We start from the raw sequence: 16,225 nt of genomic DNA, 5'->3' as shown, positions 1-16,225 counted from the left end.
AAGTTGCCACCGGTCGCACCGGTAATGGTGGTGCTGACCGTACTGCCGTTGTTGTAGACGTCATTGGCTGGCGTCTCGACGTTGACGGTGCCGGTAGTCTGGCCAGCCGCGATGGTGATGACCGAGCCATTGCTCAAGGTCACGGTCACCGGGGTTTGGGCCGGGTTGGTCAGGGTGGCGGTGTAGGTGATCTGGCCGCCTTCGGTCACGGTGTTGCCCGCCGTCAGGGTGACGGTGGTGGTGTCGATGGTGTCGGTGATCTGGGTCACGGCCGGCGTGGTGGGCACGGTCAAGGCAATACCAGTGCCACCGGTGGTGCCAGTGACGGTCACGCTGATCTGGCTTGGGTCGTTGTAAACAGTGTCATTCGGCGCGAGTGGAACGTTGACGCTACCGGTCAGCTGACCCGCCGGGATCACGATGACCGCGCCGTTGGACAAGGTCACGGTCAAGGCCGTCTGCGGGGCCTGGGTCACGGTCGCGGTATAGACCAGCACGCCGCCGGCTTCGGTCAGGGTTGGCGTAGCGCTCAGGGTCATCGTCGCATTGAGCACGGCGTTGGCGGTTGTATCCGTAGTATCGCCACCCAGGATGTTGTTATCGGTGGCGGCAGCCGCAGCGAGACCTTCAGTTGGGAAACCGACAGTAGGGTCGACACTACCAGCGGTGGCATCCAGCACCACAAAGCTGTGGCCGCCACCGGCGGCACCGCCCGTACCTGCGGCAGTGGCGCCGGCGGCGGTGGCTTCCAGGGCGGTCGTCGGGTCGACGCCGGCGGCGATGGCTTGTTGCAGCTCTTCTACTGACGGCGCAGCCTGGGCTGTGGCCTGTTCAAGATCGGTGGACGAGTCCGGGGCATTGGCGCTCCACTGGGTATCGCGGCCCAGGTCCAGGGTGCGGCCGTCGGCCAGATCCAATGTGACGGCGCCGGAAGGGCCAGTGTCCAACTGATCGCCCGTGTACAAGCGATCACCTTCAATGAGTACGCGCCGGATGCCCTCAGGGGATACGACGAAAACCTGACCAACAATGCTTTTGACAACGGCAATAACACTGCTCATTGAAGACTCTCCGGGGGCCACGCTCAGTAGACTTCCATGGACCCGCTGGCTTGTAGGCAGCAGCGGTCTGGACGTTCATGTTCACAAAGTAAGGTTATTTGACGCTTTTACATGTCAATATTTTGGCTATAATTTTTCAATTATTTTGTTTGTGCCAAACTATTGACCTTATGCCGGCCATCCTAAACAATCATTGGCGTAATGTCACATTGATATTTAAGCGGCGACCTGTTCTTTCGGTGCGTGTTCCAGCTCCTGTTTTGAACTTTCCGACATACGGTCATTCCGGTTGCCATCATCCGATGCAGCGCCACGTTTCGCTGTGATCCAAGACAAGTGTTTCAGGAAGAAATCCACCATGCGTCTGTACCTGTTCAAGGCTTTACCTTTTGCCCTCGCCGCCAGTTTCGTACAAGCACAAACCTTGCCGCAGGCCATGCAACAGGCGCTGGATGTCCATCCTGAAATCCAGGCCGGCGTGAACAGTCGCCTTGCGGCGGATTACCAACTCAAGGCGGCCAAGGGTGGCTACCTGCCTAGAGTGGACCTTGCAGCCGGATACGGCCGTGAAGGCACCGACAGCGTCACCACCCGGTCGGGCGGGACCAATCATTGGGAAACCCTGAACCGCAGCGAGTCGAGCCTGCGCCTGTCGCAAATGGTTTTTGACGGTTTTGCGACGTCCAGCGAAGTTGGGCGTCAACAAGCCACCGTCAATGCCCGTGCCTACTCGTTGCTGGACGCGTCCGAGCGCACCGGGTTGACAGTGGCCCAGGTCTACCTGGACGTGCTGACCCGTCGCGAGTTCGTGCGCCTGGCCGAGGAAAACCTCAAGAGTCACGAGCGCATCTTCGACCAGATCAAGCTGCGCACTTCCCGCGGCGTGGGCAGCGGCGCCGACATGGACCAGGCCGAAGCGCGCATGGCCCAGGCCCGCAACAACCTGATCACCGAACAAACCAACCTGGCCGATGCCGAGACCAACTACCTCAGCGCCGTCGGCCAACTGCCCGATCAACTGGAGCGACCTGCTGATTTTCTGGCGTTGCTGCCGGCCAACCTGACCGAAGCCCGCGCCCAGATGTTGGAAAACAGCCCGGTGCTGCGTTCGGCCGAAGCCGACATCGCCGCAGCCGAGCAACAGTACGAAGCCGCCAAGTCAAGCTTCTACCCACGTTTCGACGCTGAGCTGGGCCGCACTGCCGACAACGACCTGGACGGCCAGAACGGTCACAACAATGAATGGCAAGCCATGCTGCGCATGCGTTTCAACCTGTATGCCGGCGGCAGCAACAAGGCGGACCTGGAATCCAAGTCGTACCTGTCCAACCAGGCGCTGGACATTCGCAACAACGCGCTGCGCCAGCTCAATGAAGAACTGGGCCTGGCCTGGAACGCCTTGAACAACGCCAACGCCCAGGTGCCGATCGCCCAGCAATACGTGGATCGCAGCGCCAATGTGCGCACTGCCTACCAGAAGCAGTTCAGCCTCGGCGAGCGGACCCTGCTCGACTTGCTCGACAGTGAAAACGAGCTGTTCAGCGCGTCCCGCCGTCTGGCCGAAATCAAGAATGTGCAGCTGTTCACCCAGTACCGGATCAAGGCGACCATGGGCCAGCTGTTGAAAAGCCAGGGTGTGGTCGCGCCGTTGGCATCGGTTGTGCAGAACGACATGAAGCCCAAGGTTCAGTTGCCTGGGATGAATTGAGTCCTACCACCCGTTTTAATCAGTCAGAGTGCCGAGCGTGGAATCAGAAGTCAGTCCAGTCGAACTAGTTCATGACCCGCGCACGCTGCACGACGACCCGCTGCTGGACGGCTTGCTGGCGCTTTGCATGCTGCATCAGAAGCCGGCCAGCGCCGCAATGCTCACCACCGGCCTGCCGCTGCCCAAGCAGCGGCTGAGCGTCGAATTATTGTCGCGCGCGGCGGCCCGTGCCGGCCTGCAAGGTCGGGTGCTGCAACGCAAGCTCGAACAAATCCCGACCATCGCCATGCCAGCGCTGTTGTTGCTCAAGGACGGCCGCAGTGCCGTGCTGCTGGGCTGGGTCGGTGACGATCAGGCGCGGTTGCTGCTCAGCGAAAGTGATGGCGGTGAGGTGACCATCAGCCGCGAACTGCTGGCCGATGACTACAGTGGCAAGGTGTTCTTCGCCCAGCCGCAGCATAAATTTGACGTTAACCACGGCACGCTGATTCCTCGGGCGCGTTCGTGGTTTCGCGACACCCTCAAGCGGTCCCGCTGGCTGTATGCCGATGCCATTGCCGCGAGCCTGCTGATCAACATCATCGCCATGGCCGCGCCACTGTTCGTGATGAACGTCTACGACCGCGTGGTGCCGAACCAGGCCGAATCGACCCTGTGGGTATTGGCCGTTGGTATCACCGGCGCCTATGTCTTCGACCTGATCCTCAAGATGCTGCGTAGCCTGTGTCTGGATCTGGCGGGCAAGAAAACCGACCTGATCATCTCGGCGACGCTGTTCGAGCGCATCGTCGGTATGTCCATGAAATACCGCCCGGCGCGGGTCGGCAGCTTTGCCCAGAACATCCATGAGTTCCAGAGCCTGCGGGATTTCCTCGCTTCGCTGACCCTCACCAGCCTGATCGACCTGCCATTCACCCTGCTGATCTTCATGGTCATCGCGATTATCGGCGGGCACCTGGTGTGGATTCCGGTGCTGGCATTCCCGATTGCCTTGCTGATCGGCTACGCCTTGCAAAAGCCCTTGGTGGCAACCATGGAACGCACCATGGCCCTGGGCGCCGAGCGCCAATCCAGCCTGATCGAAACCCTGGCCGGCCTGGACGCGGTGAAGGTCAACAACGCCGAGAGCGAGCGCCAGTACCAGTGGGAACAGACCATCGGCACCCTCAGCCGCCTCGAACTGCGGGTGAAGATGTTGTCCGGGCTGGCGATGAACATCACCTTGCTGATCCAGCAATTGGCCGGGGTGATCATGATCGTCTTCGGCGTTTACCTGATCATCGCCGGCAACCTGAGCATGGGCGGGCTGGTGGCCTGCTACATGCTCAGTGGCCGCGCCCTCAGCCCACTGGCGTCGCTGTCGGGCCTGTTGACCCGCTACCAGCAGGCGCGGGTGACCATGACCTCCGTCGACCAGATGATGGAGCTGCCCCAAGAGCGCAATTTCGACGAGCGCCCGCTCAGCCGCAAGGTGTTGCAGGGCGCCATTGAATGCCGTCAGTTGAACTTCACCTACCCGAACCAGCAGAACCCCGCGCTGAAGAACATCAACCTGGTGATCAAGCCGGGCGAGAAAATCGGCATCATCGGTCGCAGCGGCTCGGGCAAGAGTTCCCTGGCCAAGTTGCTGGTGGGGCTTTATCAACCCGATGACGGCGCCTTGCTAGTGGACGGCGTGGACATCCGCCAGATCGACGTCAGCGAGCTGCGCTACAACATTGGCTACGTGCCCCAGGACATCCAGCTGCTGGCCGGCACCCTGCGGGACAACCTGACCTCCGGCGCCCGTTACGTCGAAGATGAACTGGTGCTCCAGGCCGCGGAACTGGCGGGCGTGCATGAGTTCGCGCGCCTGCATCCGCAGGGCTATGAACTGCAGGTCGGTGAGCGCGGACAAAACCTGTCCGGTGGCCAGCGCCAGAACGTCGCCCTGGCCCGCGCATTGCTGCTCAACCCGCCCATCCTGTTGCTGGACGAACCCACCAGCGCCATGGACAACACGGGTGAAGAACGCTTGAAACAGCGCCTGGCCGCCGTGGTGGAAAACAAGACCGTGTTGTTGGTGACGCACCGGGCATCCTTGCTGTCGTTGGTGGACCGCCTGTTGGTGATCGACCGTGGACAGATCCTTGCCGACGGCCCGAAAGCCGCCGTCATGGAAGCGTTGAAGAAGGGGCAGATCAGTGTTGCTTAAATCAGGTTTCAGGGGCGCTGTGGGCCGCTATTTCAAAGGCTCCGACTCGCTGCACGGCCAACCGCTGCCCGAAGTCAACAAGGCGCTGATCGAGGACGCTCCCCGGGTGGTGCGCTTGACGATCTGGGGCATCATCGGCTTCTTTGTGTTCCTGGCGCTGTGGGCCAACTTCGCCGTGATCGACGAAGTGACCAAGGGCGACGGCAAGGCGATTCCCTCGTCCAAGATCCAGAAAGTCCAGAACCTGGAAGGCGGCATCGTCGCTGAGCTGTTCGTCAAGGAAGGGCAGATCGTCGAAGCCGGCGCACCGTTGATCCGCCTGGACGACACCCGCTTTGTCTCCAATGTCGGCGAAACCGAGGCCGATCGCCTGTCCATGCTGTTGCGGGTCGAGCGCCTGAGTGCCGAGGTCGATGACCGGCCGCTGAACTTCCCGGCCGATGTGCTCAAGGCGGTGCCGGGCCAGGCCGCCAGCGAGGAGTCGCTGTACATCAGCCGCCGCCAGCAGTTGCACGATGAAATCGGCGGCTTGCAGGAGCAGTTGATTCAGCGCCAGCAGGAACTGCGCGAATTCGTGTCCAAGCAGGCGCAATACCGCTCAGGCCTGGCGCTGCAACGCCAGGAAATCAACATGTCCGAGCCGCTGGTGGCCCAGGGCGCGGTATCGCCGGTGGAAGTGCTGCGGCTCAAGCGCGCCGAGGTCGAGACCCGTGGGCAACTGGACGCCACGACGCTGGCGATCCCGCGTGCCGAATCGGCGATCAAGGAAGTGCAGCGCAAGATCGACGAGACGCGCGGCAAGTTCCGCAGCGATGCCCTGACCCAGCTCAATGAAGCACGCACCGACCTGAACAAGGCCCAGGCCACCGGCAAAGCCCTGGAAGACCGGGTGAGCCGGACCCTGGTGACGTCGCCCGTGCGCGGCATCGTCAACAAGTTGCTGGTGAACACCATCGGCGGCGTGATCCAGCCCGGCAGCGACCTGGTGGAAATCGTGCCGCTGGACGATACCATCCTGGTGGAGGCGAAAATCCGTCCCCAGGACATCGCCTTCCTGCACCCCGGCCAGGACGCCACGGTGAAATTCACCGCATACGACTACACCATCTACGGCGGGATGAAAGCCAAGCTGGAACAGATCGGCGCCGATACCATCACCGATGAAGACAAGAAGACTACTTACTACATCATCAAGCTGCGCACCGAACGCAGCCACCTGGGCACTGATGAAAAACCGCTGCTGATCATTCCTGGCATGGTGGCGTCGGTGGACATCATCACCGGCAAGAAAACCGTGCTCAGCTACCTGCTCAAGCCCATCATCAAGGCCCGGGCCGAGGCGCTGCACGAGCGGTAGTCCACAGCTGCCAATCGATGACTGGATAGCTTTTGTGGCGAGGGAGCTTGCTCCCGCTTGAGTGCGCAGCGCTCATCGCTTTTTTGGGGGCCGCTGCGCGACCCAGCGGGAGCAAGCTCCCTCGCCACAGGACCGTGTCGTTCCCTCAAGTTCTGCCATATGCTTATGCATTTTTAATATTTAAATTAACTTTCTTATACCCTTAAAGTCATCCCCCTGCGTACCTGCCGACCAATCGGCGCGCCGCACGACACAAACCAACACGGTAACGCCGTGAGTTTTGATCGAGTGCGCGCCTGTTCAAGCGCGCCGTGCGTGGGAGTGATGTATGTCAGCCGTCTCTTATTCTCCGGATTCCCTTACCCCAAGCGCCGCGAACATCGCGCCGCAGACGTTCGAAATCCGTCCGTTCATCGAAGCCGTTGGCGCCGAGATCATTGGGCTGGACCTGTCCCGGCCGATCAACGACCAGGACTTCGCCCGCATCCACCGCGCCCACCTGGATCATCATGTGGTGGTGTTCCGCGACCAGCAAATTACCCCGGAACAGCACATCGCCTTCAGCCGCCGTTTTGGCGTACTGCAAATCCATGTGCTCAAGCAGTTCCTGTTGGCCGGGCATCCGGAGATCCTCATCGTCTCCAACATCATCGAAAACGGCCAATCCGTCGGCCTCGGCGATGCCGGCAAATTCTGGCATTCGGACCTCTCCTATAAAGAACTGCCCAGCCTCGGCTCGATGCTCCACGCTCAGGAATTGCCAAGCGAAGGCGGCGACACGCTGTTTGCCGACATGCACAAAGCCTGGGAGGGTTTGCCCGATGCGTTGCGCAAAGCGGTGGAAGGCCGTTCGGCGGCTCACTCTTACACGGCGCGCTACAGCGAGACCAAATTCGAAGGCAACTGGCGCCCGACGCTGACGCCGGAGCAACTGGCCCAGGTTGCCGAAGTCGTCCATCCCATCGTGCGCACCCACCCGGAAACCGGGCGCAAGGCGTTGTTCGTCAGCGAGGGCTTCACCACCCGCATCGTCGGCTTGCCGGAGGACGAAAGCCAAGCGCTGCTGGCCGAGCTGTATGCCCACAGCGTGCTGCCGCAGAACATCTATCGCCATCAATGGCAGCCCCATGACCTGGTGTTCTGGGACAACCGCTCGCTGATCCACCTGGCCGCCGGTTGCCCGAGCCATCTGCGCCGCAAGCTGTACCGCACCACCATCCAGGGCGACGCCCCTTTCTGATCGGCTGCGCCTGGCGCAAAGAGCTTGGAGAATCACCATGTCCAAACGCATCGCTTTTGCACCGCTGGCCGCCGCCATCGGCCTGGGCTTCAGTTTGTTGGCTGGCAGCCTGGTCACGCCGGCCAGCGCCCACGCCGAGGGCGAGATTCGGATCGCCGAGCAGTTCGGCATCGTTTACCTGTTGCTGAACGTGGTCCGCGACCAGCAATTGATCGAGAAGCACGGCAAGGAGGAGGGCATCGACATCAAGGTCGATTGGACTCAACTGTCCGGCGGCGCGGCGGTCAACGATGCGTTGCTGTCTGGCTCCATCGACATTGCCGGGGCCGGCGTCGGGCCGTTGTTGACGGTCTGGGACCGCACCCGTGGCAAGCAGAACGTCAAGGCCGTGGCCTCCCTGGGCAACTTCCCTTATTACCTGTTGAGCAACAACCCGAACATCAAGACCATCGCCGACTTCACCGAGAAGGACCGCATCGCGGTGCCAGCGGTGGGTGTTTCGGTGCAGTCGCGCTTCCTGCAATACGCCGCCGCCAAGCAGTGGGGCGACAAGGACTTCAATCGCCTCGACAAGTACACCTTGGCCGTTCCTCACCCGGATGCCACGGCGGCATTGATCGCCGGCGGCACCGAGTTGACCGGGCACTTTTCCAACCCGCCGTTCCAGGACCAGGCCCTGCAAAACCCCAGTGTCCACGTGGTGCTCAATTCCTATGACGTACTCGGTCCGAACTCGCCCACGGTGCTGTTTGCCACCGAGAAATTCCGCGATGAAAACCCGAAGACCTACAAGGCATTCGTCGAGGCGCTGACCGAAGCGGCCGAATTCGCTCAGAAGGACAAAGGCGCGGCGGCGGACACCTACCTGCGGGTGACCCAGGCCAAGATCGACCGGGCGACATTGCTGAAGATCATCGACAACCCGCAGATCGAATTCACCGTTAGCCCGAAAAACACTTACCCGCTGGCCGAGTTTCTTTACCGCGTCGGTGCGATCAAGAACAAACCGGCGTCATGGGAGGATTATTTCTTCCAGGATGCCAAACCGTTGCAGGGGAGCTGATTGTCATGAATGCGCCATTGCAAGGCCACGCGGCCAGCAACGCCACCCGCACCGACACCGCGTTGTTGTCGGTGGATAACGTCAGCTTGGAATACCGCACCCCGCAACGCGTGGTCCGGGCCACCCATCAAGTGAGTTTTGAAGTCGACCCGGCGGACCGTTTTGTCCTGCTCGGGCCGTCTGGTTGCGGCAAGTCCACCTTGCTCAAGGCCATTGGCGGTTTCATCGCCCCGTGCGAAGGCGAGATCCGCTTGCAAGGCCTGGTCGTCAGCGCGCCGGGGCCGGACCGGATCGTGGTGTTCCAGGAGTTCGACCAACTGCCGCCCTGGAAAACCGTGAAGCAGAACGTGATGTTCGCGCTGTTGGCGTCTGGCACGCTCAAGCGTCGCGAAGCTGAGGAGCGGGCGCTGCATTACCTGGACAAGGTTGGTCTGGCGGCGTTTGCCGATGCGTATCCCCATACGTTGTCCGGCGGCATGAAAGCTCGCGTCGCGATTGCCCGGGCGCTGGCGATGCAGCCGAAAATCCTCTTGATGGATGAGCCCTTCGCGGCCCTCGATGCCCTGACCCGGCGCAAAATGCAGGAAGAGTTGCTGCTGCTCTGGGAAGAGGTGCGCTTCACGCTGCTGTTCGTCACCCACTCGATCGAAGAGGCGTTGGTGGTGGGCAATCGCATCCTGCTGCTGTCACCGCACCCCGGGCGTGTGCGGGCCGAAGTCCACAGCCATCAATACGATCTGCACAGCCTCGGTGGCGTGGGGTTCCAGCACACGGCGCGGCGCATCCATGGGTTGCTGTTCAATGAAGGCCAGCCGCTTGAAGCCGAGCGTGAGCTGGATTTCACCGACATTCGTATCGCGTACTGAGGGGAACATTCCATGAGCCATTTGTCGCCCGCGCGCGAAGAATATGAAGTCGACCTGCAACCTTTGACCCACGTGCCGCTGGAGCGGGAGCTGCCCCTCGGCCAGCGCCTCTGGCAACAGGGCTGGCTGCGCAAGAGCCTGATCCTGTTGCTGCTGGCGGTGGTGTGGGAAGCCGTGGCCCGCTACCAGAACAACGACCTGCTGCTACCGGGCTTCCTGCAAACCGCCAACGCGTTGTACGACGGTCTGCTCAGCGGCGAGCTGCTGGGCAAGGTGTGGATTTCCCTGGTGGTGCTGATCAAGGGCTACCTGCTGGGCATCGTCCTGGCGTTCGGCCTGACCACCCTGGCGGTGTCGACCCAACTGGGCCGCGACCTGCTCAGCACCCTGACATCGATGTTCAACCCGTTGCCGGCCATCGCCCTGTTGCCGTTGGCGCTGCTGTGGTTTGGCCTGGGGCAGAACAGCCTGATTTTCGTGCTGGTGCATTCGGTGCTGTGGGCGCTGGCGTTGAACATGTATGCAGGGTTTCTCGGCGTGTCGGAAACGCTGCGCATGGCTGGGCGCAACTACGGGCTCAAGGGCCTGCGTTTTGTGCTGTTTATCCTGATCCCGGCGGCGTTGCCATCGATCCTCGCCGGGCTGAAAATCGGCTGGGCCTTCGCCTGGCGCACCCTCATCGCCGCCGAACTGGTGTTCGGCGCCACCAGTGGCAAGGGCGGCCTGGGCTGGTACATCTTCCAGAACCGCAACGAGCTGTACACCGACAAGGTGTTTGCCGGGTTGGCGGTGGTGATTTTGATCGGGTTGTTGGTGGAGAACCTGGTGTTCGACAGTTTGGAGCGGGTGACGGTGAAGCGTTGGGGGATGCAGCGCTAATCGATGGTGAGAATGCACCCTGTGGCGAGGGAGCTTGCTCCCGCTCGACTGCGTAGCAGTCGCAAAACCCGGCAACGCGGTCAGCCAGAAGAAACACAGGGGCCTGCTTCGCAGGCCAGCGGGAGCAAGCTCCCTCGCCACGGGTTCTGGGTTGTCTGGGCTGGCGTCATCGCGAGCAAGCTCGCTCCCACAGTTGACGGGCGTTGATCTCGATATCTCAGTCGACACAAAACCCCTGTGGGAGCGAGCTTGCTCGCGATGGCGGTTTTCAATCCACCACAGGAATGTCAGCCCGAAGCCTGGACCTCAAGCCGATCCATCGCCCGCTCCACCAATAAATGCACCCCATCGGCCATGCGGCTGATCGCCAGGATGACACTGCGGCGGCTGCTTTCAACGTCATCCGCCAGGTCGGCGGCGATGGCGCTGATGGACAGCAGGTCTTCGGAGGCATTGGCCAACAGGGTTTCGGTGTCGATGTCCGGGGCGACCATGAAGAGTTGGGATGCTTGGGTTTTACCCGAGGCTTCATCGGCCGGTTTGGGGTTGAGGTAGTAGTCGAGGGCGCGCTCGGCGGCTTCGTCGAGTTTTTTGGTTTTTGAGGATTTGTCGGAGTTGCCAGGGCCTCCTGGCGGATTCGGAGTTACCTTGAACATGTTTTGGCTTCCTATTCAATCAGAGCCGCCCTAGCTCGCTTGCACGCGATATAAGGGTGGCAGCTATGTGAGGGTGTGCAAGACCGAGTAGGAACCACCAAAAAAACCTCGGCAGACCCGAAGGTCTCCCCACACACAGCCGCCATAAAACACGGGCACGAATGCTCATTAAATGGCTGGTGGCATTATTTGGCGTTCTTTTACCCGGACTTGCACGTCCGTGTCACCGTTTTTTCAGTGACAAACCCAGACTAGCGGCGGGCCCGAAGCCGGACAAGTTCACCAACATCGCTACAACTTGAAGGAAATCTCCTAGGACCTGTTGCTTACTGAAATGGAACACCGAACCTGTGGCGAGGGGATTTATCCCCGTTGGGCTGCGCAGCAGCCCTGAAACCAGTCTCCTCGGTGTGTCAGGCTGCGGGTGTTCAACCATTTGGGGCTGCTGCGCAGCCCAGCGGGGATAAATCCCCTCGCCACAATTGCGTTCGGCTTGGGCGTGGGGAACGCCTCAGGTGTTCAGGCGCGGATTTATTTATCGTTGGCCGGCCCGTTAGCCAGATAAAGCCACCTCCTTTTCCATTAGACTTGCGACCCTCCAGCAAGCCTTCAGGACACGGAATGCCAGTCCCTCAAAGCACCCTTCGCAAAGCCCTGGTCGTTTGGCTCTATGCCGCCGCCCTGATGCATCTGCTTGCCGGCGTCACCCTGAGCTGGGCAGGCCATTCGGGCTTGCTCGATGGCTACCTGCAAAACATCGAACAGGCCTTCTGGGGCGCCGCCGCGGTGCCCGCGACGGCCAGGGCACAACAGGTCTGGTGGCTGGCCTTGTTCGGCGCCACGTTGCAAAGCTATGCGTTGTACATGCTCGCCCTCGTGCACATTGGCAATCGACTGAAGCGCGCCATGCCTTGGGGTTGGATCATCGCCGGCATCTTGCTCTGGGCGCCCCAGGACATGCTGATTTCTGCCCAGGCACGGGTCTGGTCGCACCTGTGGTTCGACAGCCTGGCACTGCTCGTTTTATTGCCGCCGCTGTTTTGGCTCTATCGCCACGACCGCCGCACCTCCCTGACTGACAACGCGTCGAGTGATGCAAACCATGCCTGACTTTTCTCTGCTGGACTGGGCCATCACCCTGCTGATTGCCCAAGCGATCCTCGGTGCGCTGGATACCCTGTATCACCACGAACTCACCGTCGCCTTGCCCTATCGTCACAGTGCCCGGCTGGAGCTCTCTATCCACGCCCTGCGCTCGTGCTTCTACGGGATCCTGTTCCTGGGCATGGCGCACTTGGCCTTCGAGGGGACGTGGGCGATCGTCATCGCGCTGCTGTTCGCGCTGGAGATCGGCCTGACGCTCTGGGATTTCGTGGTCGAGGACCGGACCCGCAAGTTGCCCGCCATCGAGCGCATCATGCACACGGTGCTGGCGGTCAACGGCGGGGCCTTCTTCGCGTTGTACGGCGTGCAACTGGCGCAATGGGCGAATTTGCCGACCGGCCTGAGCGCGATCGAGCTGGGCTGGCGCGGTTGGTTGCTGACCTTGTTCGCCATCGGGGTCACGGCCTCGGGGATTCGCGACGGGTTGGCGGCCTTGCGCATGCAGCGCGCGGGCAAGCCCGCCAACCCGTTTGCCGGTGGCGCCTACAAGCGCGTGCTGGTGACCGGGGGCACCGGGTTTATCGGCGAGACACTGGTCAATCAACTGCTCGATGCCGGGCACACGGTCAGCGTGCTGGCTCGCGATCCATTGAAAGCGGCCTATCTGTTCGACGGCCGCGCCCGGTGCCTGCGTTCGTTGGGCAAACTGGGCCATGACGAAACCTTCGATGTGGTGATCAACCTGGCAGGCGCACCGGTGGCCGGGCCGCGCTGGAGTCCCAAGCGTCAGGCGCAACTCATCGCCAGTCGGGTCAATACCACTGAAGCCTTGATGACCTGGTTGAAAAACGCCCGGCACAAACCGGCGTTGTGGATACAGGCCTCGGCCGTCGGTTTTTACGGCGTGCGTGACGCCAGCGAAAGTCTCGATGAAAGTGCCGCCCAGGGTGATGGTTTCATGGCTGAACTCTGTGTGCGTTGGGAAGCCTCAGCCCGGCCCGCCACTGAGTTGGGCGTGCGCCAGGTGGTGATGCGCCTGGGCGTGGTGTTTGGCCCGGGCGGCGCGTTGCTGCCGTTGCTGATTCCGTTTCGCCTGGGGTTCGGCGGGCGGATGGGCGATGGTCGGCAGATCATGAGTTGGGTGCACCGCGACGACGTCATCCAAGTGATCGCCCGGGCTTTCGATGACGAAAGCCTGAGCGGCACCTACAACCTGGTGGCGCCAGAAACGGTCAGTCAGGCGCTGTTCGCCGAAAGCGTCGGCAAGGTACTCAAGCGTCCGGTGTGGTTCCACATTCCTGCCGCGCCGGTGCGTGCCCTGGCTGGCGAGATGGCCCAGCTGTTTTTCGACGGCCAGCGCGTGGTGCCCAATCGTCTCGTCGAGGCCGGTTATACGTTCCGGTACCCGACCCTCGACGCTGCCTTGCGCGACCTGGCCTGAGGAGCGCCCATGAGCAAGCCCCGGATGTACCTGCTGGCCGGCAACGGAAGCGCCGCCGATTGGTGGGACGACGCGTTGCCGCATTTTCAGCACCACGACGTGGTGCCGCTGGAGCTGCCTGGCTTTGGTAACAACCCTCAGGCCCCCTGCGAAGACCTGGCGGCCTACGCCCAGGCGTTGCTGGCGGCAACGGACAAGGGCAGCGCGATCATGGCGGTCGGGGTCAACGCCTTGCTGGTGCTGCACGCCTTGCAACGTCAGCCGGGGCATTTTTGTCGCAGTGTGTTGTTGGCGCCGGTTGGTGCTTTTTTGTGGCAACGACGGCTGCCGGCGTTGATGTCGCCACTGCCGATTCGCAAGACCATTCACTGGCTGCTCTCGAACAAGCCGACGCTGTTTGCCCACAAATTCTCCCGCCAGACCTGGACGCCCGCGCAGTACCAGCGCATGGGCGCCGGCTATGCTCGCTGCCGCGCCTTTGTGCCGCTCTGGGATCAGTTGCGTGCGGACACCGCACTGCCGCTGCTGGAATGGATCACCGACCCGGTCGAACTGGTCTGGGGCGATCAGGACAAGGTGCTGGGCGTCGCCCAGGCGGCGGCCTGGTCGGCCATTCTTGCCCGTGCCGATTTGACCATCAGCCTGAAACCCGGTTGGGGCCACTACCCGTGGATCGATGCGCCGGCCGAGTTCGCCGCATGGCTGGAGTCGGGCGAGCGTGGGTTCGTCGCGCACACCAAGGGTGGCCGCTTGCGTCTGGCGGAACTGGCCGGGCAGGCGGTGCCTGCGGCGCTGTCGCTCAACGATTGCCATGATCCGCGCTTGCCGGCGTTCCTGAGCAGTCAACCGGACGCTATCTGGGCGGTGCGTTCCTCCAGCTACGGCGAGGACCAGGCCGACGCGGCGAATGCCGGCCTGAGCACCACGTTCCTGCGTGAACCGACGCACAACGTGCCGGCGCGCATTGTCGAGTTGAGTGCGGCAGGTGTCGAGGAAGTGGTGGTGCAGCGCTTCATCGCACCACGGTTGTCCGGGATTGCCTTCGTGCGCCACCTGTCCGTCGAACTGGAATGGGTCGAAGGTCACCTGGAGTCGTTGGCCGATGGTCAGGTGAGCCCCGAGCGGGCGATCCTTTCCCGCCTCGGCGCGTCGTGGAGCAGCGGCACATTCAAGCCCGCCCATGGCCTGACCGAAGACGTGCTATGGCGTTTCCTGCAAGGCGTGCTGCGGGTCTTCCACTACGTACCCGGCGACGTTGAATGGGCCTGGGACGGCACGCAACTCTGGCTGCTGCAATACCGGCCGATCAGCGACTACGGCTGGCGCCGCCACCTGACCGCCGCCAACATCGCCGAGATCCTGCCGCCGCAACCCAGCGTGTTGGTGGAGTACGCCCAGCGCCGCGCGGCGGCGAGTATTCCGGCGATCATGGCGCGTTGGGACTCGCGGGTGTTACAGGACAGCGAGCCGTTCACGGCGGTGTTTGGCGGCGCGTCGTACATCAACAACGACCTGTTTCTCGCCCGGCTGGCCGACTGGGGCATCAGTGCCAGCAGTTACGCCGGCGAGGTTGGCGGCGCGACACCGCACCTGCCTTGGCGGCCACTGTGCCTGCTGCGTTCGCTGCCGTTGTTCCTGCGCATGCAACGCATCGCTCGTGGGCATCTGCTCACGCTCGAACACGGCTTGCGGCGCTTCGACCCGGAGCTGTTCGAACTGACCACACAAGGCGCCGACGGCCAGCAACTAGCCGACTGGTTCACCCGCTTCTACGTGTTCGTGGTGCAAGGCAACCTGTGCATCGCCAGCGCGTTGGCCAGCAGCGGCGGCGACCTGTTGGGGCGCCCACCGACCGCCTATGACGACCTTGAACACAGCCCCCATCGCCTGCCGTGGGAAACCGACCCGGCGACGCCACGCCCGGTGCCGACCGAGTTGCCCTTGCAAGCCTTCCCACAATGGCCCCTGGCGATTCGTGCTGCCCATTCGACGGGTCTGCCGGGCTTACGCGGTTACTACCTGCAAGTGCGCGAATGGTATCGCGACAACCTGATGCGGATGTTCTTCCGCCTGCATCACGCCATGCCGACGGCTGACCGAGCCCATTGGTTCGCGCCGCACCCGGACATCCGCACCCGCGATGGCAGCTTCTGGCAGGACGGTCGTGAAGGCACCGAGCAGGCCAGCGGCTTCATGATTTATCCGGGGCAGGCCCGCGGGATTCTGGGTGAGGACATTCTGCTTGAAGACACGTTGGACCCTGGTCGCCACGCACACTATCAAAGCGCCCGGGCGGTGATTGCGCGAATGGGTGGGCGTTTGTCCCACGGCTCGACGTTGCTGCGTGAGTTGCGCAAACCCTCGGCGGTGTTGCCGCAGGTGGATGTGGGTTGGTTGGGGCGTGAGGTGGTGTATTGCGATGGGGAGCTGAGGTTGGTGGAGTAGGCAGCGCGAAGGCTGTCGATCACGGAACCTGTGGCGAGGGAGCTTGCTCCCGCTGGGTTGCGTAGCGACCCCAAGCCGTTTGAATGCGATCTGCCTGACACTCCGAGGCGCCAGGTTTTGGGACTGCTGCGCAGTCCAGCGGGAGCAAGCTCCCTCGCCACAGGGGTGAGTTCAATTCAGGGGCTGTTCTCAATCCCCAGAAACGAAAAAA

The 16,225-nt window shown here is 62.2% G+C and carries 13 protein-coding genes; 10 read left to right on the top strand and 3 right to left on the bottom strand.

The features are described 5' to 3' along the window. On the bottom strand, positions 1-1,061 hold a 1,061-nt coding region (locus tag BM300_RS28970; protein WP_092464656.1), incomplete at its 3' end, for a retention module-containing protein. Between the two features lie 216 nt (positions 1,062-1,277). Next, entirely contained in the window at positions 1,278-1,421 is a 144-nt protein-coding gene (locus BM300_RS31155; protein ID WP_158265820.1) for a hypothetical protein, read from the bottom strand. On the opposite strand from BM300_RS31155, the gene BM300_RS28965 reads away from it, so the two are divergent. The 7 genes from BM300_RS28965 to BM300_RS28935 all read left to right on the top strand — a co-directional run bounded on the left by BM300_RS28965 (position 1,420) and on the right by BM300_RS28935 (position 10,368). Continuing rightward, positions 1,420-2,769 (top strand): TolC family outer membrane protein, encoded by a 1,350-nt coding sequence (locus BM300_RS28965; RefSeq protein WP_092413719.1) that lies wholly within the window; start codon positions 1,420-1,422, stop codon positions 2,767-2,769. The two genes, BM300_RS31155 and BM300_RS28965, sit on opposite strands and share 2 nt — an antisense overlap. A gap of 37 nt (positions 2,770-2,806) precedes the next feature. Continuing rightward, positions 2,807-4,963 carry a type I secretion system permease/ATPase gene (locus BM300_RS28960; protein ID WP_092222176.1) on the top strand — a complete coding sequence of 719 codons (2,157 nt, stop codon included), beginning with the start codon at positions 2,807-2,809 and terminating at the stop codon, positions 4,961-4,963. Further along, entirely contained in the window at positions 4,953-6,320 is a 1,368-nt protein-coding gene (locus BM300_RS28955) for an HlyD family type I secretion periplasmic adaptor subunit (protein WP_063323481.1), read from the top strand. The genes BM300_RS28960 and BM300_RS28955 overlap by 11 nt, the downstream gene beginning before the upstream one ends. 328 nt (positions 6,321-6,648) lie before the next feature. Then, complete coding sequence (locus tag BM300_RS28950; RefSeq protein ID WP_092151077.1) at positions 6,649-7,560, top strand: TauD/TfdA dioxygenase family protein; 912 nt, start codon at positions 6,649-6,651, stop codon at positions 7,558-7,560. 37 nt (positions 7,561-7,597) lie between these two features. Further along, positions 7,598-8,623, top strand: a complete 1,026-nt coding sequence (locus tag BM300_RS28945) for an ABC transporter substrate-binding protein (RefSeq protein ID WP_092151080.1) — start codon at positions 7,598-7,600, stop codon at positions 8,621-8,623. A gap of 5 nt (positions 8,624-8,628) precedes the next feature. Further along, positions 8,629-9,489: an ABC transporter ATP-binding protein gene (locus BM300_RS28940; protein ID WP_092151083.1), complete on the top strand. Its 861-nt coding sequence runs from the start codon at positions 8,629-8,631 to the stop codon at positions 9,487-9,489. Positions 9,490-9,501: 12 nt separating this feature from the next. After that, positions 9,502-10,368: an ABC transporter permease gene (locus tag BM300_RS28935; protein WP_092151086.1), complete on the top strand. Its 867-nt coding sequence runs from the start codon at positions 9,502-9,504 to the stop codon at positions 10,366-10,368. Positions 10,369-10,655: 287 nt separating this feature from the next. On the opposite strand, the gene BM300_RS28930 is transcribed toward BM300_RS28935, so the two are convergent. Next, the gene (locus BM300_RS28930) at positions 10,656-11,024 is read right to left on the bottom strand and encodes a DUF6124 family protein (RefSeq protein WP_092151089.1); all 369 of its coding nucleotides are present in this window, start codon (positions 11,022-11,024) and stop codon (positions 10,656-10,658) included. Between the two features lie 621 nt (positions 11,025-11,645). Here BM300_RS28930 and BM300_RS28925 point away from each other — a divergent pair. From BM300_RS28925 to BM300_RS28915, 3 genes are read left to right on the top strand one after another with little or no spacing between them, the layout of a single operon-like run. Then, the gene (locus BM300_RS28925; protein ID WP_170862121.1) at positions 11,646-12,134 is read left to right on the top strand and encodes a cell division protein; all 489 of its coding nucleotides are present in this window, start codon (positions 11,646-11,648) and stop codon (positions 12,132-12,134) included. Further along, the gene (locus tag BM300_RS28920; protein WP_092464654.1) at positions 12,127-13,569 is read left to right on the top strand and encodes a TIGR01777 family oxidoreductase; all 1,443 of its coding nucleotides are present in this window, start codon (positions 12,127-12,129) and stop codon (positions 13,567-13,569) included. The genes BM300_RS28925 and BM300_RS28920 overlap by 8 nt, the downstream gene beginning before the upstream one ends. Positions 13,570-13,578: 9 nt before the next feature. Then, positions 13,579-16,014, top strand: coding sequence for an alpha/beta hydrolase (locus BM300_RS28915; protein WP_092345357.1), 2,436 nt, complete (start codon positions 13,579-13,581; stop codon positions 16,012-16,014). Positions 16,015-16,225: the final 211 nt, after the last annotated feature.

The sequence above is a fragment of the Pseudomonas sp. NFACC46-3 genome (assembly GCF_900114515.1).
GTDB lineage: Bacteria > Pseudomonadota > Gammaproteobacteria > Pseudomonadales > Pseudomonadaceae > Aquipseudomonas > Aquipseudomonas fluorescens_Q.
This window is presented reverse-complemented; position numbering and strand designations above follow the sequence as displayed.